Origin of the sequence: Pseudoxanthomonas sp. OG2, assembly GCF_014192765.1 — a bacterium.
Classification (GTDB): Bacteria; Pseudomonadota; Gammaproteobacteria; order Xanthomonadales; family Xanthomonadaceae; genus Pseudoxanthomonas_A; species Pseudoxanthomonas_A beigongshangi.
In genome coordinates this window covers 647,459-664,469 of record NZ_JACHYM010000002.1, presented here as the reverse complement: position 1 = coordinate 664,469, position 17,011 = coordinate 647,459, and the positions used below count along the sequence as shown (strand labels likewise).

Sequence of the window (17,011 nt, the reverse complement as noted above, 5' to 3'; positions counted from 1 at the left end):
TGCGATAAGCAGGACGAAGCCGCCGATGATCCATAGGCCCGATGCGCTTGCGCCACGTTTCGCCATTCTCCCTCCTTGTCGACCGGCCACATTCGCCAAGCGGCTGCATGTAGTCGGCGTAGCAATTGCTCCCCAGCAATGAGGCGCTTCAAGCGCCCCAATCGATCCTCCGTCTAAATGTGACGAACGTCAAGTGTGTTCGGGATTTTGTAAACGCATGCAACGGCGGGTGAATGAATTGCCATATTTAGTGGTGGGGACGTCAATGAAGCAAAGGTCTTAGCTGAATCCAGCATGCCACCAAGCCACCAATCGATAGCGCCGCCCGTAGTATCCAGATGGAGTGGATGTACTCAGCACCTTTGTCCTTGGCAGCCCAGGTCTTATAGAACTGGAAGCCCAACTTCTCGCGCGCAGCGTCAAGCCGGGCCTGCCTGACGACAATGGAGTTCTGAAGCTTTGTCAGAAGAACCTGACTGGCAATGACTACAAGCACGGCGAGTCCCGCAAGGATGATGCGTTCAACGCGGGTGATGGTTCCGCCGAGTAGCTGTGTCGTCCCTACCAGTGCGGCCAATAGCAGAAACGAGTGATTGGTGAGAGACCATTGCTGGGATTTGAAGTAAGTCAGGTCGCTGACGGTGATCTGGTAGATCATGGCCTGACCTTCCCGGTCGCTGGATGAGCTAGACACCGTGGACTCCACTCTGATTCCGGTCTTTTTCGGGTCAATTGCAGGTCGTGGTTGTTGAGTTTCCGAAACCAACGGTTCTACAGGTCACTGTCTTTAGGCTGTTCAGAAAGCTCTGGAAGTTCGCCTGGTGCTGGGCGCGTGCTTGCGATTGCATGGCAGCGGCTTGATCCCGCATTGCTATGGCCTTTTCCCGCTCGGCAGCAATCAAGCCTCTTTCGAACATCTGCTTCTGCTGGACGGCGTCTTGTTGGTCTTTCAGTTCGGCTTCCTTCTCGATGGCAAGGTAGTCGAACTCTTCGACCGAAATTTCCTTTTTGGCAAGTCGAGACGCCAGCAGACGGTAGTAACTGATTAGCTGCTTCTGACGATGAGCTTCCAATGTTTGCGAAAAGTCGAGTTCCGCTTCCTTGTACTCGACGGCGGCCTGACCATACGAAATCTGGCCTGCGGCATGCCGTTGACTAATCAACTCCCCTTGGATGTTCAACTTTGCAAGTGCGGCGGTCCCACCATAGGCATCTATCAGCTTGTCGTTCTGAAAGACGGCAACCACTGGCCCACAGTTGTAGGCCAAACCATTGGATAGAAAACCCGTGTATTCACGGATGACATAGCTCGTGCCGGGGATGTGTTCTGTCGCTCGGGGCATACGGGCGAGTGGCTGGCCTGTCGAAATGGCCGTATAGGTTGCATCCTTCAAGTCTTGAAGGAAACTGTAGTCGCCACACATTTTTGGGAGTGCCGTGGCGATCTCGTTCGTGAGAAGCTCCGTGAACTCGTTGTAGGAGCGATGTATTTTCCTTTCGCCATTTTGCCCCTGCTTGAAGTCCAACTCCCGACTGTCAGCATAGGATAGGTAATGGACACGGACTGGGGCGTGGTCGTCAGGTAGGCGTAGATCACGTGCCGGTTATTCCATTCCTTTGTGACCCGCATGCGGTAGCCGCCTGGAACTTCAGTCATCGCGTATGACTCGTCCATTTTCCAGTCGTTCTTGGATGCTTTGACGGCTTCGACGGCGACACCGAGTAGCTGCAATGGATGTCGTTGCGGGTTTACCGATATCGGGGTAGGTTCTTTCAGGGTGGCCGCGACAGATGTTGTCGAGCACAGCGCAATTGTGAAGCCCGCAACCACGGCAGCAAATCTGGCACGCATCCTTTTGTCCCCTTGGCAATCAGCGTCGTGGCACGAACGGCCCGGCTTACCAGAGGCTTATTTGAGCCTCGTCGACCACCGGCACGAACAGCCATCCCCAACGCCAATAATGCCCCGAGATTGCCGAGGGCGCCAAACCCTTGCCCGGCCATTGGTGTTCGAGGCATCGGGGCGGACCAGAACCCTTGCCGGCCAGCGCCGTCCTTCGCCCGGGCTGGAACCCTTTGGCATCAAGCACTTGTGCAGGGTCAATTGACCGGATTCAGGCCGCCCCCTAGAATTCGCGGTTCCGCCGGAATAGCTCAGTTGGTAGAGCGGCGCATTCGTAATGCGTAGGTCGTAGGTTCGATTCCTATTTCCGGCACCAGATCGATAAAAGCCCCGCTTCGGCGGGGCTTTTGTTTTTCCGGGCCGGGCAAACCGCGTATGGCTCACCAGGAAACAGGGGACGTGCGGCGTCTGTCCGCATGCATTTGCATTTGTTGTTGAGTCGCAGTCCAGGCCGGAAAGCCCGTTGAATGGTTTTGCCGGCATGAGCAGACTTCCGGCCTGGAGCGTCGAAACTCCGATAGACAGCGGCAAGCCGCCACCGAAATCCGGCGGCTTTTTCAAGGAAGCAATGCAATGAGCCGCAAGTCCGATACAAGCATGGGTTACTGGATGAGTGAAGAGCACCAGCTCCGATTGGTGCAACTGAGGGATCAGCTTCGGCTGATGTCGGACCTCAGCAGTCCGCGCAATCCGCAGGACGAACACATGAGGCTGCCGATCAAGTTGCAGGCGATGGCCGATTGTTTTGCCGGCATGTCCGATGATCTGGGCCGGGTGCTCCGGCGAATGCAGTGGATGTCCCTGCGGGACAAGTGACGTCCGAAGGCCCGCCTGTGAAGGCGGGTCTTTTGTTTGCGTCGATGTTGAATGACACGCTTTTCCGGGGCCGCGGACACCCGGGTTTGCGGGCTTTGTCCTTCCAGCTCCAAACCGCCAATGTTAGTTGAGCTTGCGCCTGGTCCCGACAAGAATCGCTGACCAAGGAGTGTCGAAACTCCTCACACACAGCCTGGGTCCAGGGCGGGTTCGCCGGTGGACTTCCTCGCCTGCGGGCTTGGGCCGATGCGTTTCCGCGTCGGGAGTGGACCGAATACAAGACCCGCTTGCGGGAAACAGGTCCGCCGTTCTGTGTGTGCGGTTTTTCGACCTCCCGACATCCCGGCGCACATGCCGTGCGCCGGTCACGGCGGTCCACAGAACAGGAGGCGATATGTCCCATTCCCACAGTGCCTACATCATCAGCGAGGAAGCCCACGCGCAACTCGTGCGGATGCGCGATACCTTCCGGCAGTTGTCCGGGTCCGATCAGTTCCGCGAGGCGGCGGCCCTGCTCAAGATTCCGGATGAAGTGTTGATGTCGCAGTTCGAGCGGATGGCCGACGAGGTGGACGGGGTTCTTGGCGAGTTGGTTTATTTGCCTGCGGATCGGCATTGAGCTGGGGCGGTTGATCGCGCAAATCCCCCGTCGCCTGCTTCGCAAGCGCCTGCCCCCGTTGTAAAAGGGGGCTATTTGCCGTCCGGGGTCTGTTGTGGCTTGCGGGGTGCTTTCTACCTTTCCGCTGGCCCGCCATTTGCAGCGCGGTGCATCTGAAAAATGGCTTCCAAGGATTACGTCTCACGCCATCGACAGCAACGTGGACTCCTGTCGGCTTTCTTCATCTGCGCGTATGCCCTGTATCACCCTACGAGAGAAAGAATTCGACCTTGCCGCACTGGTGACAGGCGTAGAGGTCGAAGCTTTCGCGGTTGACCAGCAGTTCGCCGAGTTCGGCGAGCAGGAAGGGGGCCATGCGCGAGCCTTCGTGGAAGCGCCGGGTGCCGATGAGCCGCATGGGCGACTGGCAGCGCAGGCATTGCAGCGTCCGGGAGGACTCATGGACGGCTTCCTGGTTGCGGTTGAAGGCCGGGTCGGGCGGCGTGCCATCGCGGCCGGTGCCGCATTGCCAGCAGATGTCGAATGCCCCTTCGTTGCTGGCGTTGCAGGCGGTGCAGATCCACTCTGCCATGGGAACTCCTGTCGGGACGGTTGTCGACAACAGGGTAGTCCGTCGCGGCGACCATGACCAATGGCCTACGGACCCGTCCGGACCCAGCCCTTAGCATCGGGCGGTTACCGTTTCGTGGAATCCTTGATGAAGCCGCTTGCCCTTGCCGTCTCGTTGTCCCTGTTGATGCCCCTGGCCGGACTGGCGCCGTCCGCCGCTCGCGCGGACGAAGTGCCCGCGCCGAAGGATGTGCCGTTCAACGGGCAATTGCGTATCGAAGTGGATGCCACCGATCTCAATCGCCGCATTTTTCGCGTGCGCGAGACCATTCCGGCACAGGCGGGCCGGCTGACCCTGCTGTATCCGCAGTGGCTGCCGGGCAAGCATTCGCCGGCCGGTCCCATCGAGAAGATGGCGGGCCTGGTGATCACCGCCAATGGCCAGCGGCTGCCGTGGGTGCGCGATCAGTTCAACGTGTATGCCTTCCACGTGGAGGTGCCGGCGGGCGTGAGCGAAGTGACCGCCGAGTTCCAGTTCCTGTCCTCGCAGGGCGGGTCGCAGGGGCGGGTGGTGATGACCCCGGACATGCTCAACCTGCAATGGGATTCGACCTCGCTTTATCCGGCGGGCTACTACAGCCGCAACGTGCAGGCGCAGGCCTGCGTGAAGCTGCCGCCGGGCTGGTCGTACGCCACCGCGCTGACCACCGACACCCGTAACGGCGATACGGTCTGCTTCAAGCCGATCCGCTTTGACGATCTGGTTGATTCGCCGATGTTCGCCGGCAAGCACTACAAGCGCATCGATCTGGATCCGGGTGCGAAGCAGCCGGTGCACCTGAACGTGTTCGCCGACGAGGCCAAGGATCTGGAAGCCAAGCCCGAGCACATCAAGGCGCACCAGGCGCTGGTCACCCAGGCCAGCAAGCTCTACGGCGCGCGCCATTTCGATCACTACGAATTCCTGCTCGCGCTGACCGACAAGCTGGGCGGCATCGGCCTGGAGCATCACCGCTCCAGCGAGAACAGCGGCGACCGCGGTTACTTCACCGACTGGGACAAGACCTGGCAGGGCCGGGACCTGTTGCCGCACGAGTTCAACCATTCCTGGAACGGCAAGTACCGCCGTGGCGCGGATCTGGCCACGCCCAGCTTCAACGTGCCGATGGGCGACAGCCTGCTGTGGCTGTACGAAGGCCAGACCCAGTTCTGGGGCCACCTGCTGGCCGCGCGCTCGGGCCTGTGGAGCCAGGAGCAGGCGCGCGATTCATTGGCGCTGGTGGCCGGAGTGTACGACCGCGGCCGTCCCGGCCTGGCCTGGCGCAATATCCAGGACACCACCAACGATCCGACCATCGCCTCGCGCCGCTCGCTGCCGTTCCGCAATTACCAGATGAGCGAGGACTACTACTCCGGCGGACAGATGATCTGGCTGGAAGTGGACGGCAAACTGCGCGAGCTGAGTGGCAACAAGCGTTCCATCGACGATTTCGCCAAGGCGTTCTTCGGCATGGACAACGGCGTGTGGGAGGTGAATCCGTACACCTTCGACGACATCGTCGCCACCCTCAATGGCATCGCACCGTTCGACTGGGCGACCTTCCTGCGTTCGCGCGTGGACGGGCACGGACCGCTGATAGGCGGGCTGGAAGCGGCGGGCTGGAAGCTGGTCTACACCGACAAGCCCAGCGATGCATTCAAGGCGATGGAAAGCGAGCGCAAGGACGCCAACCTGACCTATTCGCTGGGCCTGTCCGCCAACAGTACCGGCGTGCTCGGCGACGTACGCTGGGATGGTCCGGCGTTCAATGCCGGGCTGGCACCAGGCATGACCCTGCTGGGCGTCAACGGGCGCGAGTACAGCGCCGAGGCGCTGAAGGACGCGGTGACCGCGGCCAAGGGCGGCAAGACGCCGATCGAGCTGGTGGTCAAGCGCTTTGACCGCATCGAGACCGTGCGCATCCCGTACTTCGACGGCCTGCAGTATCCGCACCTGGAGCGCATCGCCGGCAAGCCGGATCGGTTGGCCGAGCTGTACAAGGCGCGTTGAGGCGCGAAGGCGCGGCGGCGGTGTCGCCGCCGCGCCGTTCAACTTCGCTCAGCGCAGTGGCAGGCAGATCGCCGTGCGCCATTCGCTGGGCGGCGCGCTGCGCGGATCGTTGAGGTATTCCTCCATCACCGGCGCGTCGGCGGCTTCCTCGCCGCTGGCCGGCAGCCATTCGCTGAACAGCCAGCGATAGGGGCGATCCAGCTCCGCGTACGGCCCCACATGCACCAGCACCGCGTAGCGGCCACCGGCGAGGGTCAGCGGGCGCAACGGTGCCTGCACGTCGGCGGTTGCGGCGATTTCCACGCAGGCGTCCGAGCGCAGCGCGTCGGCGGGCACGCTTTCGGGATCGTCGTAGTACAGGCCGAACGATCGCGCCTGCGGCGGCACTCCCTGGCCGGCCGCCCAGGCGGCGAGTTTCTCGAAGCTCTCGCCGATGTCCTGGTAGTTGCCGCGATGGGGCAGGGCGGCGACGGTGAGAGCGGGGAAGGTCTGGATGCTGACGTCGTACATGGGGAAATCCTCGGGTTCTGACAGGTCGAGGCGCGGCGGAAGCGTCGCTTCCATGCCGCGCTGGCGGAATGCGCCCGGAGGAACCCCGTATGCCTGCGCGAATGCCCGGTTGAAGGCGGCCGCGCTGCCGTAGCCACAGCGGCCGGCGATGGCCGACAGCGAGCGGGTGCCGTGCCGCAGTTCCACCGCGGCGCGGTGCAGTCGCATGCGCCGCAGGGTGTCGGCCACGGTCTCGCCCATCGCGCCGCGGTAGATGCGGTGGAAGTGATAGGGCGAGAAGTGGCCGATCTCCGCCAGGTGTTCGAGGGTCAGTGGCTGGTCGAGGTGGGCGACCAGGTGGGTGACCACTTTCTCGATGCGGGCGGCGTAGCTGCGGCGGGTGGCGGGGCGTTTCATTCGGTCCGGGGTTCCTCGGGGCGCGGGGACAGCCTGCCGGGATGGCGTTGACCCGGGTTGCGCATTGTGGCGGGTGGGGGGAGCAAATCCCCCTCAATCCCCCTTTTGCAAAGGGGGAGGCAAAAGCCAGGTTTTCTTGAGCATCGTGAACGCTCCGGAGGCCGAAGGACTGTTTTTTAGCCCCCTTGACCAGCCATTCGGCTGTTGAGAAGCGCCTGAAAAAGGGGGCGGGCGGCCGCGCAGCGGGCGACGGGGGATTTGCGCGGGATGCTCCGGCGCCAACCCCGTCTCCATCCCTGCGATCCCGCTCCGGTATCCTGAGCGCCTTCAGTTTGGCAAGGCGAGACGATGGGCAAGGCCAGGACCGCGTATGTCTGCAACGAGTGCGGCTCGGAATTCAGCAAGTGGCAGGGGCAGTGCGGTGAGTGCAATGCCTGGAACACGCTGACCCAGATCGCGCTGGAAGCGGCCGCCGGTCCGCCGGCGACCCGCCGCAGCGGCTGGGCGGGCAAGGCCGACGCGCCGAAGATCACCGCGCTCAAGGATGTTCGCCACAGCGAGGAAGCGCGGGTCAGCACAGGCATCGGCGAGTTCGATCGCGTGCTCGGCGGCGGACTGGTCGAAGGCGCGGTGGTGCTGGTTGGCGGCGATCCCGGCATCGGCAAGTCCACCCTGCTGCTGCAGGCGCTGGCGAAGATGTCGGCCAGCTTCCCGGCGCTGTACGTGACCGGCGAGGAATCGCTGGCGCAGGTGGCCGGGCGCGCGGTGCGCCTGGATCTGCCGCTGGACAATCTGCAGGCGTTGGCCGAGACCGGCATCGAGAACATCCTCCAGCATGCGTCCTCCGCGCGGCCGCGGCTGATCGTGGCCGACTCGGTGCAGACGCTGTGGACCGAATCGCTGACCGCCGCGCCCGGTTCGGTCAGCCAGGTGCGCGAGAGCGCGGCGCGGCTGGTGCGTTATGCGAAGGAAACCGGCACCGCCGTGTTCCTGGTCGGCCACGTCACCAAGGAAGGCGGCATCGCCGGCCCGCGCGTGCTGGAACACATGGTCGACGCGGTGCTGTATTTCGAGGGCGAGAGCGGTAGCCGCTTCCGCCTGTTGCGCGCGTTCAAGAACCGCTTCGGCGCGGTCAACGAACTGGGCGTGTTCGCGATGGGCGAGAAGGGCCTGAAGGAAGTGTCCAATCCTTCGGCGATCTTCCTGTCCGGCGGCAGCGCGCAGCAGCCCGGCAGTTGCGTGCTGGTGACCCGCGAAGGCACCCGTCCGCTGATGGTGGAAGTGCAGGCGCTGGTGGATGCCTCGCCGCTGTCGAATCCGCGTCGCGTCGCGGTCGGCCTGGAGCAGAACCGGCTGGCGATGCTGCTGGCGGTGCTGCATCGCCACGGCGGCATCGTGGTCGGCGATCAGGACGTGTTCGTCAATGTGGTCGGTGGCATCCGCGTGCAGGAAACCGCGGCGGATCTGCCGGTGCTGCTGGCGGTGCTGTCGTCGCTGCGGGATCGGCCGCTGGCGGAGAAGACGGTGGCGTTCGGCGAGGTCGGGCTGTCCGGCGAGATCCGTCCGGTGCCCAACGGCGAGGAACGCCTGCGCGAGGCGGCCACCCACGGTTTCAAGCGCGCCATCGTGCCCAAGGGCAACGCGCCCAAGTCGGGCACGTTCAAGGGGCTGGAGGTGATCGCGGTGGAACGGCTGTCACAGGCGCTGGAGGCGGCGGCGGAGTAACCGGCGCCGCGCGCAGTGCCGGTTGGGCGAGCGCGGTAACCAGGCGCTGCATGCCGTCCTCATCGTGCAGCGCGATCGCCACGTCGGGCGCGATGCCTTCGATTTCGTTGGTGCCGTCGGCGAGGAAGCGCGCGCAGTTGGGCATGACCACATCGAAGGGCGCGACGCTCAGCGCCGTGCGCCCACCGCCGTCGACGTAACCGCATCCCGCGCCGAGCGTGCGTTCGCCGAGGATGGTGGCCGCCTGGTTCTGCTGCAGCCAGGCGACCAGATCCTCCGACGCCGAGGCGGTGCCGTGATCGGCAAGGATGAAGATACGGCCGGGCCAGGCGCCGCGCCCGGAGATGCGTTCGCGTTCTCCGTCCGGTGCCAGCACCGGGCATTCGGTTTCGCCGTACCAGACGCGGCCGCGATCACACCTTGGTGCGCTCATGCGCGGCGGGGCGCGTTGCAGTTCACCGGGGGCGAGCAGGGCGATGACCTCGGAGACCCATTCACTGCCACCACCGTTGCCGGTCACGTCGACCAGCAGCCGGCGGGCACCGCCCCCATGCAGGGCGGCCAGTGTGCGGGCCAGTTCCAATTGCAGGTACGCGCGCACCTTCAGTTGCAGGGCGCGTTGGCCGACGCCCGCCCGGAACACCTGCCGGCACGCGGCCAGATAACGCTGCTCGCCGAACTGGGCGATGCGCAGCACGCCGATGTCGCCGAAACGGCCTGCGGGGAAGTGCTTGTCCGGCAGCGCGCGCCAATCCGGCAGCTTGGCGAACGGCAGGATGAAGGCGTGTTCGTCTTCTTCGTAGCCGGCGGCTTCGCAGTCGGCACCGGCCGCGGGATCGGCGGGTTCGATCGCGCTGTCGGTTGTGGAGGCCAACGGCTGTGTCGCCGGGCGCTGCGCCGGTTCCAGCCGAAGGTGCGGGTCACCGAAACGCTTGACGAAGCCGCGCAGCGCCAGAAAGGCACGCACGCGCGAATGCGCGCGGTTCAATGCGGCGGTGGTGTCGCGATCCAGCGCGGCCAGATCCAGTTGCCGGTGCGTGGCGATCCAGTCCAGGTTCGCATAGCCCTGCGCCATGTCGTGCTTGAGCCGCCGGTAGTCGGCCAGCCAGGGACGTGCGTCGTAAGTGGTGACATCCCAGGCCGCCGCCGCGAACACCAGCGCGAAGAGGGTCAGGCACAACCGCTTCCACCAACGCCGGCGGCGGGGAGGGCGGGCAACAGTATTCGATGCGGCCATGCGCGTTCATTCCTTGACGGCGGAAGACGCGACCATAGCGAGGGCGGATGCGGGAAAGCGGGCGGATCCGATGGAAGCCGGTGCCGGGCGACGAACCCGGTCGCGGAAGGGATGAAACTGGCGGCGGTGCCGCCTTTCCGGCCTCAAGCGCGGTGCAGCACCTGTTCCAGCACGTATTTGCTGCCGAAGAACGCCAGCAGCAGCAGGGCCATCGCGAACAGGGTCCAGCCGGCGGCCTTGCTGCCGCGCCAGCCGTAGCGCCAGCGGCCGACCAGCAACGCGCCGAAGGCCAGCCACGACAGCACGCTCAGCACGGTCTTGTGGACCAGGTGCTGGGCCAGCAGGTTCTCCACGAACAGCACGCCGGTCAGCAGGGTGGCGGTGAGCAGGGCGAAACCGACCGCGATCGTCCGGAACAGCAGATCCTCCAGTTCGGTCAGCGGCGGCAGGGCGCGCAGCCAGGCATGGAACTGGCGTCGCCGCAGCGCGCGTTCCTGCACCAGCAGCATGATCGCCAGCAGCGCCGCGACCGCCAGCGTGGCGTAAGCCAGCAGGGCCAGCCAGGCATGCAGTTGTAGGCGCCAGTCCAGGCCGGGAGAAGGCGCGTGCCCGAACTCGTGGTAGGCCAGCAGCAGCACCGCCGCCAGCGGGAAGGCGACCACGCCCAGCGTGGCCATCCGCCCGCGCGCGCCGGCCAGCGCGGTCAGCGCGGCCATGCCCAGGCTGACCAGCGACAGCGCCGAGTAGAAATGCATGTCCGGTCCGCCGGCCGTGCGCCAGGCCACCAGCAGGTGGTAGCCGCCATGCAGGACCACCGCGATCAGCGCCGGCCACAGCCAGCCCCGCCGCACGTCCAGCGCCGATTGCGCGGCCGCGCGGACCAGCAGGGCGGTGGCGGTCAGGTAGCCGAGGATGGCGATGAGAACGATTGTCATCGGCGAAGTGTCGCATAGGGCCGGAACCGGGAACAGCGCGAGGCCGCGGGAAAGCCGCGCGCCGGGACCTTCCGCCCCGCCGGGCTATAATCCGCCTCCGCTTTTCCCAGGTTCCCGCTTCCCATGTTCGAGTCCCTCACCCAGCGTCTTTCCGGCACCATCGAGCGGCTGCGTGGCCGTGGCCGCCTGAGCGAGGAGAACATCCGCGAGGCCACCCGCGAGGTCCGCATCGCCCTGCTGGAAGCCGACGTGGCGTTGCCGGTGGTGCAGGCGCTGATCGAGCGCATCAAGGTGCGCGCGGTCGGCCAGGAAGTGCTCAAGTCGCTGACCCCGGGCCAGGCGCTGATCAAGATCGTCCGCGACGAGTTGACCACGGTGATGGGCGCCCAGGCCACCGATCTGAACCTCAACGTGCCGGCGCCGGCGGTCATCCTGATGGCCGGCCTGCAGGGCGCGGGCAAGACCACCACCGTGGGCAAGCTCGCCAAGCACCTGAAGGAACGCCGCAAGAAGAAGGTGATGGTGGTCAGCGCCGACGTGTACCGTCCGGCCGCGATCGAGCAGCTCAAGACCCTGGCCGAGCAGGTGGACGTGCTGTTCTTCCCCTCCGAGGCCTCGCAGAAGCCGGAAGCCATCGTGCGTGCCGCCATCGACGATGCGCGCAAGTCGTTCGTCGACGTGCTGCTGGTCGACACCGCCGGCCGCCTGGCGATCGACGAAGCGATGATGACCGAGATCAAGGCGCTGCACGCGGCGGTCAAGCCGGTGGAAACGCTGTTCGTGGTCGACGCGATGACCGGCCAGGACGCCGCCAACACCGCCAAGGCCTTCAGCGAGGCGCTGCCGCTGACCGGCGTGGTGCTGACCAAGACCGACGGTGACGCGCGTGGTGGCGCCGCGCTGTCGGTGCGCTACATCACCGGCAAGCCGATCAAGTTCATCGGCGTGGGCGAGAAGCCCGACGGCCTGGACGTGTTCCACCCCGAGCGCGTGGCCAACCGCATCCTCGACATGGGCGACGTGCTGTCGCTGGTCGAGCAGGTCGAGCAGAACGTCGATCGCGAGAAGGCCGAGAAGCTCGCCGCCAAGGTCGCCAAGGGCAAGAAGTTCGACCTCAACGACATGCGTGATCAGCTGGAGCAGATGCAGAACATGGGCGGCATCAGTGGCCTGCTCGACAAGCTGCCGGGCATGGGCCAGATCCCCGACCACGTGAAGCAGCAGGTCAGCCAGGGCAAGGAAGTGCCGCGGATGATCGCCATCATCGGTTCGATGACCAAGAAGGAGCGCCGCAACCCGGCGCTGCTCAACGGCTCGCGCCGCGCCCGCATCGCGCGCGGTTCCGGCACCACGCCGGCCGACGTCAACAAGCTGATGAAGCAGTACCAGCAGATGGAAAAGATGATGAGCAAGATGGCCGGTGGCGGCATGAAGGGCCTGATGCGCGGCATGAAGGGCATGATGGGCGCGCGCGGCGGCCTGCCGTTCCGCTAGTCCTGGTGGCTCATCCTGTGGGAGCGACGTCAGTCGCGAAATCCCGGATGTTCCAACGCCGTCGAATCGCGACTGACGTCGCTCCCACAATGGTGTTCGACAACAACGGCTGAGACGGAACCATGTCCATCGCCCTGCTCAACGGACAGCCCGCCGACACCGACGCGCTGCGCGCGCTGGCGGTGGTCAATTACGGCCATTTCACCGCGATGCAGGTGCGCGATCGGGCGGTGCAGGGACTGGATTTCCACGTCGCGCGATTGCAGCGCGCCACCCGTGAACTGTTCGGCACCGAGTTGCCGCGCGGGCGCATCGTCGCCGAACTGGTTGCCGCACTGCGGGCCGGCCCGGCCGACGCCTCGTTGCGCTTCACCGTGTTCGCGCGCGGATTCGACTACCGCCAGCCGCTGCGGCCAGTGGATCCGGACGTGCTGATCACGCTCGGGCCGGCCGCTCCGGCCGACAAGCCGCCGTTGCGGGTGAAATCGTATCCATTCGAGCGGTCGCAGCCGCACCTGAAGCATGTCGGCACTTTCCCGCTGTTCCACTACCGGCGGCAGGCGCTGCTGGACGGATTCGACGACGCGCTGTTCGTCACCCCGGACGGACACGTCAGCGAGGGCTCGATCTGGAACATCGGGTTCTGGGACGGCCAGGCCGTGATCTGGCCGCTGGCCCCCGCCTTGCGGGGAACCTGCGAGCAACTGTTGCAGGCCGGCCTGGCCGGGCAGGGGATTGCCCAGGAAACCCGCCCGGTGGCGCTGGCCGAGGCCGGCGGCTTCCGCGCCGCTTTCGCCGCCAATGCCAGCGGCATCCAGCCCCTCCTGGGCATCGACGGGGTCGAATACGCCCCGGACACGGGCCTGATGGACCGGCTCGGTGCGGCGCTGGGCAGCATGCCCTGGGAAAACCCGGCCTGAGGGGCGGTTTCCTTCCGCCGTTCAATGGCTTAGAATAGCCGGCTTACCTCGCCATCCTGGCGACTGGGCAACACTGGAAATAGAGCAATGGTCAAGATCCGCCTTACCCGTGGCGGCGCCAAGAAGCGCCCCTTCTACCACATCATCGTCACCGACTCGCGCAGCGCCCGTGACGGCCGCAACATCGAGCGCGTGGGTTACTACAACCCGGTCGCCGCCGGCAACGAGAAGCGCATCGAGCTGGACGTCGCCCGTGTGGACCACTGGGTGGGCCACGGCGCGCAGCTGACCGAAAAGGTCCGCAACCTGTACAAGGAAGCCACCAAGGCTTCGGCCTGATCCCTCGGGCCGCGCCCCGGCGCGGCCATGCTGACGCATGGATAACGAGCGCCCGCCGCGTCCCGGCAAGACCATCCTGCTGGGCCGCTTCGCGGGCGCTTTTGGCGTTCGCGGACAGGTCAAGCTGGAATCCTGGACCGAACCGCGCGATGCCATTTTCCGCTACCAGCCCTGGATTCTCCGCGAGGGCTCCGGCGCCGAGCGCGAACTGTCGGGCGTTCGCGGCAAGGCTTCCGGCAAGCACCTGATCGCGAACGTGCCGGACATCGCCGATCGCGATGCCGCCGACGCCCTCCGGGGCATCGAAATCCTGGTCCCGCGCGACGCACTGCCGCCACCGCAACCCGGCGAATTCTATTGGGTGGACCTGGAAGGTCTGCGCGTGGTGACGATCGACGGCGTGGACTTCGGCACCGTTTCGCACCTGTTCTCCACCGGCGCCAACGACGTGCTGGTGGTGCGGGGAGAGCGGGAGCGGCTGATTCCCTTCATCGAACCCGACGTCGTCCAATCCGTCGACTTCGATGCCCAGCGCATCACGGTCGACTGGGATCCCGAGTTCTGATCGCTGGAGCCGGCATCGGGGCTGGGCAATACTCCTTTCCCGATTCACGTGTTTCCCCTCCGGGTTTTCCATGCGCATCGACGTCCTGACCCTGTTTCCCGAGTTCATCGCCCAGGCCGCGGCGGTGGGCGTGGTCGGGCGCGCGCAGGAACGCGGATTGCTGACCCTGCAGGGCTGGAATCCGCGCGACTACGCCGAGGGCGGCTACCGGCGGGTGGACGACCGTCCGTTCGGCGGCGGCCCGGGCATGGTGATGATGATCGAGCCCCTGCGTGCCTGCCTGGCCGCGGCGCGCGCGGCGGATCCGGCGCCAGCGCCGGTGATTTACCTGAGCCCGCAGGGCCGGCCGCTCACCCAGCGCAAGGTCCGCGAACTGGCGACGAGGCCGCGCCTGGTCCTGCTGTGCGGCCGCTATGAAGGCGTGGACGAGCGCCTGCTGGACGCCGAGGTGGACGAGGAAATCTCCATCGGCGACTACGTGCTGTCCGGCGGCGAGCTGGCCGCGGCCGTGGTGGTGGACGCCGTGGCCCGGTTGCAGGACGGAGCGCTTGGCGATGCTGAATCGGCCGTTCAGGACAGTTTCGAGAACGACGGCCTGCTGGACTGCCCGCACTACACCCATCCGGCCCAGCACCCCGAACTGGGCGACGTGCCGGACGTGCTGCGTTCCGGCAACCACGCCGCCATCGCCCGCTGGCGCCGCCAGCAATCGCTGGGCCGGACCTGGCTGCGGCGGCCGGACCTGCTGGACGAGTCCGGCCTGTCCAAGGCCGACCGGGCCCTGCTGGCGGCGTTCCGGGCCGCCCGGGGCGGGCAGGACGAAAGCTAGCCAGGACCAAGAAAAATCAGTAAGATGGCGGGCTTCCAGCGCCTGACCGGCCCGGAACCCCATAACAATATCGTGCAGCGCAATCCGGCGACTGCATCAGTCATTGCTGTCGAACGACACACCCACGCATACAGAACGGTGCCACCATGAGCAGTCTCAACAAGTCCATCATCGCGGAATTCGAAGCCGCCCAGATCCAGCGTGAGCTGCCCGCCTTCGGTCCCGGCGACACCGTCGTCGTGAACGTGAAGGTGAAGGAAGGCAACCGCGAGCGCGTGCAGGCGTACGAAGGCGTGGTCATCGCCAAGAAGAACGCCGGCCTGAACTCCGCTTTCACCGTGCGCAAGATTTCGCACGGCTATGGCGTCGAGCGCGTGTTCCAGACCCACAGCGCCTCCATCGACTCGGTCGAAGTGAAGCGTCGCGGCAAGGTCCGTTCGGGCAAGCTGTACTACCTGCGCGATCTGGAAGGCAAGGCCGCCCGCATCAAGGAAGACCTGGCCGCCAACGCCGCCGCCAAGAAGGCGCGCCTGGCCGCCGCTGCCGAGTAATCCACTCGCAGGCGCCATCGCTGGACGGCCACCTTCGGGTGGCCGTTCGCGTTTCTGGCGTCTGCATTGGCGCCGATGCAGACTGTCTTTAATTCGTGGCACGGCGGAGCGTGACGATGATGGGTTTTCACGGTGGGCGATGGAATGCGGTTGTACTGTCGTGCGTGTTGACCGGCTGCGCCGGCGGCGATGCGATGAGCCTGGATACCCGATCGGATCTGCCGTTCCCCTGGTGCGCCGACGAGTTGCGTGCCGCCGCCCAGCAGCCCATGCCGGACAAGGCCACGCCGGAGCAGCGGCAAGCCGTGCGCGACTACCATGTTTCCAAGGCGTGCCAGCAGGCCGACCAACACAGCGTCACCGTTCCCTTGAGCCATCCATTGCCACGCAAACCCTGATCCGATGAGTTCCGATTCACCCGTCGCCGCGCCCGGCGTCCGCCTCGACATCTGGTTGTGGGCCGCGCGCTTCTACAAGACCCGAAGCCTGGCCAAGCAGGCGGTGGAAACCGGAAAGGTGGACGTTGCGGGGCAACGCGCCAAGCCATCGCGCATCGTGCGCGTGGGCGATGAACTCAAGGTCGTGCGTGGCGAGGACACCTACAGCATCCGCGTCGAGGGATTGAGCGAGCAGCGTGGCTCCGCACCCGTGGCACAGGCGTTGTACCGAGAAAGCGATGAATCGAGGCAGCGCCGCGAGGCCGCCGCCGCCACGCGACGCGCCGAACGCACGGGTTATCAGGCTCCGCTATCCAAGCCAGACAAGCGCGCCCGTCGCCTGATCCGTGCCCTCGGCGATATCGACGCGATGTAAGCGCGTAGAGCGGAGCTTGCTCCGCTTGGCCTTCGAGGAAAAAAGCAGCCGAGCAAGCTCGGCTCTACGCGGATGTAGAGCGGAGCTTGCTCCGCTGGGGCTTCGAGGAAAAAAGCAGCCGAGCGAGCTCGGCTCCAACGGTCAGCGGCCGCCGCCGAGGAATCCGCTGCCGACCTTCAGCAGGTCGCCCAGGCCCAACTGGCCGTCGCCGTCCTGATCCAGCACGGCGCCGAGCAGACCGCCGCCCAGTCCACCCTGCTGGCGGATCTGCTGCTGCTCCTGGCCGAGTACCTGGCTGAGCGCGCCGGGCGAGCCTTGGCCGCCCTGGCTCATGCGCTGGGCGAGGAAGGCCAGCACAATCGGGGCAAGAATCTTGAGGAGCTGGCCGGCACGATTGCTGTCCAGGCCCGTGGCCTGGCCCAGGCCGGCTTCGGCGCGCGGCTGGTTGCCGCCGAAGATGTGGCCGAGGATGCCGGCGCCGTTGGCTTCCGGGGTGGAGGCTCCGCCCAGGACCGAACCCAGCACGCTGCCGATATCCAGGCCGCTGTGGTTGCGCTGGAGCGCGCCGAACAGCGCCTCGGCGCCTTGCGGCTGCTCCGCGTTGCGGCCCAGCGCGCCCATCAGCAGCGGCAGCGCCGCGCCGACCGCGCCGGACGCCTCGGCCTGGCCGATGCCCAGTTGCTGGGAGACCTGCTGCAACGGCGCGCCCTGGAGCTGGGCGAAGAGTTCTTGCGCGAGAGACTGGTTGCTCATGACGGCC

19 protein-coding genes and 1 tRNA gene are annotated in these 17,011 nt (G+C 65.7%); 13 read left to right on the top strand and 7 right to left on the bottom strand.

Going from position 1 to position 17,011, the window contains the following annotated elements; all coding sequences use genetic code 11:
• Positions 1–262 precede the first annotated feature (262 nt).
• Both FHW78_RS16145 and FHW78_RS16140 read right to left on the bottom strand, forming a co-directional pair.
• A complete protein-coding gene (locus tag FHW78_RS16145; RefSeq protein ID WP_183642942.1) occupies positions 263–658 on the bottom strand; it encodes a hypothetical protein in 396 nt (131 codons plus the stop codon).
• A 70-nt stretch (positions 659–728) separates the two neighbouring features.
• Positions 729–1,526, bottom strand: coding sequence for a hypothetical protein (locus tag FHW78_RS16140; protein WP_183642939.1), 798 nt, complete (start codon positions 1,524–1,526; stop codon positions 729–731).
• A 617-nt stretch (positions 1,527–2,143) separates the two neighbouring features.
• Here FHW78_RS16140 and FHW78_RS16135 point away from each other — a divergent pair.
• The 3 genes from FHW78_RS16135 to FHW78_RS16125 all read left to right on the top strand — a co-directional run bounded on the left by FHW78_RS16135 (position 2,144) and on the right by FHW78_RS16125 (position 3,338).
• Positions 2,144–2,219, top strand: a tRNA-Thr gene (locus FHW78_RS16135).
• A gap of 257 nt (positions 2,220–2,476) precedes the next feature.
• Positions 2,477–2,719 (top strand): hypothetical protein, encoded by a 243-nt coding sequence (locus tag FHW78_RS16130; protein ID WP_183642937.1) that lies wholly within the window; start codon positions 2,477–2,479, stop codon positions 2,717–2,719.
• A gap of 394 nt (positions 2,720–3,113) precedes the next feature.
• Entirely contained in the window at positions 3,114–3,338 is a 225-nt protein-coding gene (locus FHW78_RS16125; protein ID WP_183642934.1) for a hypothetical protein, read from the top strand.
• A gap of 247 nt (positions 3,339–3,585) precedes the next feature.
• Here FHW78_RS16125 and FHW78_RS16120 read toward each other — a convergent pair whose 3' ends face one another.
• Complete coding sequence (locus FHW78_RS16120; protein ID WP_183642932.1) at positions 3,586–3,909, bottom strand: hypothetical protein; 324 nt, start codon at positions 3,907–3,909, stop codon at positions 3,586–3,588.
• 126 nt (positions 3,910–4,035) lie between these two features.
• Between FHW78_RS16120 and FHW78_RS16115 the strand changes: the two genes are divergently transcribed.
• Entirely contained in the window at positions 4,036–5,937 is a 1,902-nt protein-coding gene (locus tag FHW78_RS16115) for a M61 family metallopeptidase (protein WP_183642929.1), read from the top strand.
• A 48-nt stretch (positions 5,938–5,985) separates the two neighbouring features.
• Here the strand turns inward: FHW78_RS16115 and FHW78_RS16110 are convergent, their stop codons facing one another.
• Positions 5,986–6,843, bottom strand: a complete 858-nt coding sequence (locus FHW78_RS16110) for an AraC family transcriptional regulator (protein WP_183642925.1) — start codon at positions 6,841–6,843, stop codon at positions 5,986–5,988.
• 348 nt (positions 6,844–7,191) lie between these two features.
• On the opposite strand from FHW78_RS16110, the gene radA reads away from it, so the two are divergent.
• Entirely contained in the window at positions 7,192–8,568 is a 1,377-nt protein-coding gene (gene radA / locus FHW78_RS16105) for a DNA repair protein RadA (RefSeq protein WP_183642922.1), read from the top strand.
• Here radA and FHW78_RS16100 read toward each other — a convergent pair.
• Both FHW78_RS16100 and ccsA read right to left on the bottom strand, forming a co-directional pair.
• Positions 8,504–9,805: a S41 family peptidase gene (locus tag FHW78_RS16100; RefSeq protein WP_183642919.1), complete on the bottom strand. Its 1,302-nt coding sequence runs from the start codon at positions 9,803–9,805 to the stop codon at positions 8,504–8,506. The genes radA and FHW78_RS16100 overlap by 65 nt on opposite strands.
• Positions 9,806–9,948: 143 nt before the next feature.
• Complete coding sequence (gene ccsA / locus FHW78_RS16095) at positions 9,949–10,740, bottom strand: cytochrome c biogenesis protein CcsA (protein WP_183642916.1); 792 nt, start codon at positions 10,738–10,740, stop codon at positions 9,949–9,951.
• Between the two features lie 123 nt (positions 10,741–10,863).
• Here ccsA and ffh point away from each other — a divergent pair, with 123 nt between their 5' ends.
• The 8 genes from ffh to FHW78_RS16055 all read left to right on the top strand — a co-directional run bounded on the left by ffh (position 10,864) and on the right by FHW78_RS16055 (position 16,251).
• A complete protein-coding gene (gene ffh / locus FHW78_RS16090; protein ID WP_183642913.1) occupies positions 10,864–12,234 on the top strand; it encodes a signal recognition particle protein in 1,371 nt (456 codons plus the stop codon).
• A gap of 122 nt (positions 12,235–12,356) precedes the next feature.
• Positions 12,357–13,154: an aminotransferase class IV family protein gene (locus FHW78_RS16085; protein ID WP_183642910.1), complete on the top strand. Its 798-nt coding sequence runs from the start codon at positions 12,357–12,359 to the stop codon at positions 13,152–13,154.
• An 87-nt stretch (positions 13,155–13,241) separates the two neighbouring features.
• Positions 13,242–13,493, top strand: coding sequence for a 30S ribosomal protein S16 (gene rpsP, locus FHW78_RS16080; RefSeq protein WP_183642906.1), 252 nt, complete (start codon positions 13,242–13,244; stop codon positions 13,491–13,493).
• Positions 13,494–13,530: 37 nt separating this feature from the next.
• Positions 13,531–14,058: a ribosome maturation factor RimM gene (gene rimM / locus FHW78_RS16075; RefSeq protein WP_183642902.1), complete on the top strand. Its 528-nt coding sequence runs from the start codon at positions 13,531–13,533 to the stop codon at positions 14,056–14,058.
• A 70-nt stretch (positions 14,059–14,128) separates the two neighbouring features.
• Positions 14,129–14,887: a tRNA (guanosine(37)-N1)-methyltransferase TrmD gene (trmD, locus tag FHW78_RS16070; protein WP_183642899.1), complete on the top strand. Its 759-nt coding sequence runs from the start codon at positions 14,129–14,131 to the stop codon at positions 14,885–14,887.
• 146 nt (positions 14,888–15,033) lie between these two features.
• Positions 15,034–15,438 (top strand): 50S ribosomal protein L19, encoded by a 405-nt coding sequence (gene rplS / locus FHW78_RS16065; RefSeq protein ID WP_141453468.1) that lies wholly within the window; start codon positions 15,034–15,036, stop codon positions 15,436–15,438.
• A 194-nt stretch (positions 15,439–15,632) separates the two neighbouring features.
• Positions 15,633–15,836, top strand: a complete 204-nt coding sequence (locus FHW78_RS16060; protein WP_141453466.1) for a hypothetical protein — start codon at positions 15,633–15,635, stop codon at positions 15,834–15,836.
• A 4-nt stretch (positions 15,837–15,840) separates the two neighbouring features.
• Positions 15,841–16,251 carry a S4 domain-containing protein gene (locus FHW78_RS16055; protein WP_183642896.1) on the top strand — a complete coding sequence of 137 codons (411 nt, stop codon included), beginning with the start codon at positions 15,841–15,843 and terminating at the stop codon, positions 16,249–16,251.
• Positions 16,252–16,392: 141 nt separating this feature from the next.
• Here the strand turns inward: FHW78_RS16055 and FHW78_RS16050 are convergent, their stop codons facing one another.
• Positions 16,393–17,004 (bottom strand): DUF937 domain-containing protein, encoded by a 612-nt coding sequence (locus tag FHW78_RS16050; RefSeq protein ID WP_141453462.1) that lies wholly within the window; start codon positions 17,002–17,004, stop codon positions 16,393–16,395.
• Positions 17,005–17,011: the final 7 nt, after the last annotated feature.

Coding starts and splice junctions, on each gene's coding strand:
- trmD (WP_183642899.1), top strand. CDS start 14,129: ATGCGCATCGACGTCCTGACCCTGTTTCCCGAGTTCATCGCCCAGGCC.
- rplS (WP_141453468.1), top strand. CDS start 15,034: ATGAGCAGTCTCAACAAGTCCATCATCGCGGAATTCGAAGCCGCCCAG.
- FHW78_RS16055 (WP_183642896.1), top strand. CDS start 15,841: ATGAGTTCCGATTCACCCGTCGCCGCGCCCGGCGTCCGCCTCGACATC.
- FHW78_RS16060 (WP_141453466.1), top strand. CDS start 15,633: ATGAGCCTGGATACCCGATCGGATCTGCCGTTCCCCTGGTGCGCCGAC.
- FHW78_RS16115 (WP_183642929.1), top strand. CDS start 4,036: ATGAAGCCGCTTGCCCTTGCCGTCTCGTTGTCCCTGTTGATGCCCCTG.
- FHW78_RS16085 (WP_183642910.1), top strand. CDS start 12,357: ATGTCCATCGCCCTGCTCAACGGACAGCCCGCCGACACCGACGCGCTG.
- FHW78_RS16050 (WP_141453462.1), bottom strand. CDS start 17,004: ATGAGCAACCAGTCTCTCGCGCAAGAACTCTTCGCCCAGCTCCAGGGC.
- ffh (WP_183642913.1), top strand. CDS start 10,864: ATGTTCGAGTCCCTCACCCAGCGTCTTTCCGGCACCATCGAGCGGCTG.
- rpsP (WP_183642906.1), top strand. CDS start 13,242: ATGGTCAAGATCCGCCTTACCCGTGGCGGCGCCAAGAAGCGCCCCTTC.
- rimM (WP_183642902.1), top strand. CDS start 13,531: ATGGATAACGAGCGCCCGCCGCGTCCCGGCAAGACCATCCTGCTGGGC.
- FHW78_RS16130 (WP_183642937.1), top strand. CDS start 2,477: ATGAGCCGCAAGTCCGATACAAGCATGGGTTACTGGATGAGTGAAGAG.
- FHW78_RS16100 (WP_183642919.1), bottom strand. CDS start 9,805: ATGGCCGCATCGAATACTGTTGCCCGCCCTCCCCGCCGCCGGCGTTGG.
- FHW78_RS16110 (WP_183642925.1), bottom strand. CDS start 6,843: ATGAAACGCCCCGCCACCCGCCGCAGCTACGCCGCCCGCATCGAGAAA.
- FHW78_RS16125 (WP_183642934.1), top strand. CDS start 3,114: ATGTCCCATTCCCACAGTGCCTACATCATCAGCGAGGAAGCCCACGCG.
- ccsA (WP_183642916.1), bottom strand. CDS start 10,740: ATGACAATCGTTCTCATCGCCATCCTCGGCTACCTGACCGCCACCGCC.
- radA (WP_183642922.1), top strand. CDS start 7,192: ATGGGCAAGGCCAGGACCGCGTATGTCTGCAACGAGTGCGGCTCGGAA.
- FHW78_RS16145 (WP_183642942.1), bottom strand. CDS start 658: ATGATCTACCAGATCACCGTCAGCGACCTGACTTACTTCAAATCCCAG.
- FHW78_RS16120 (WP_183642932.1), bottom strand. CDS start 3,909: ATGGCAGAGTGGATCTGCACCGCCTGCAACGCCAGCAACGAAGGGGCA.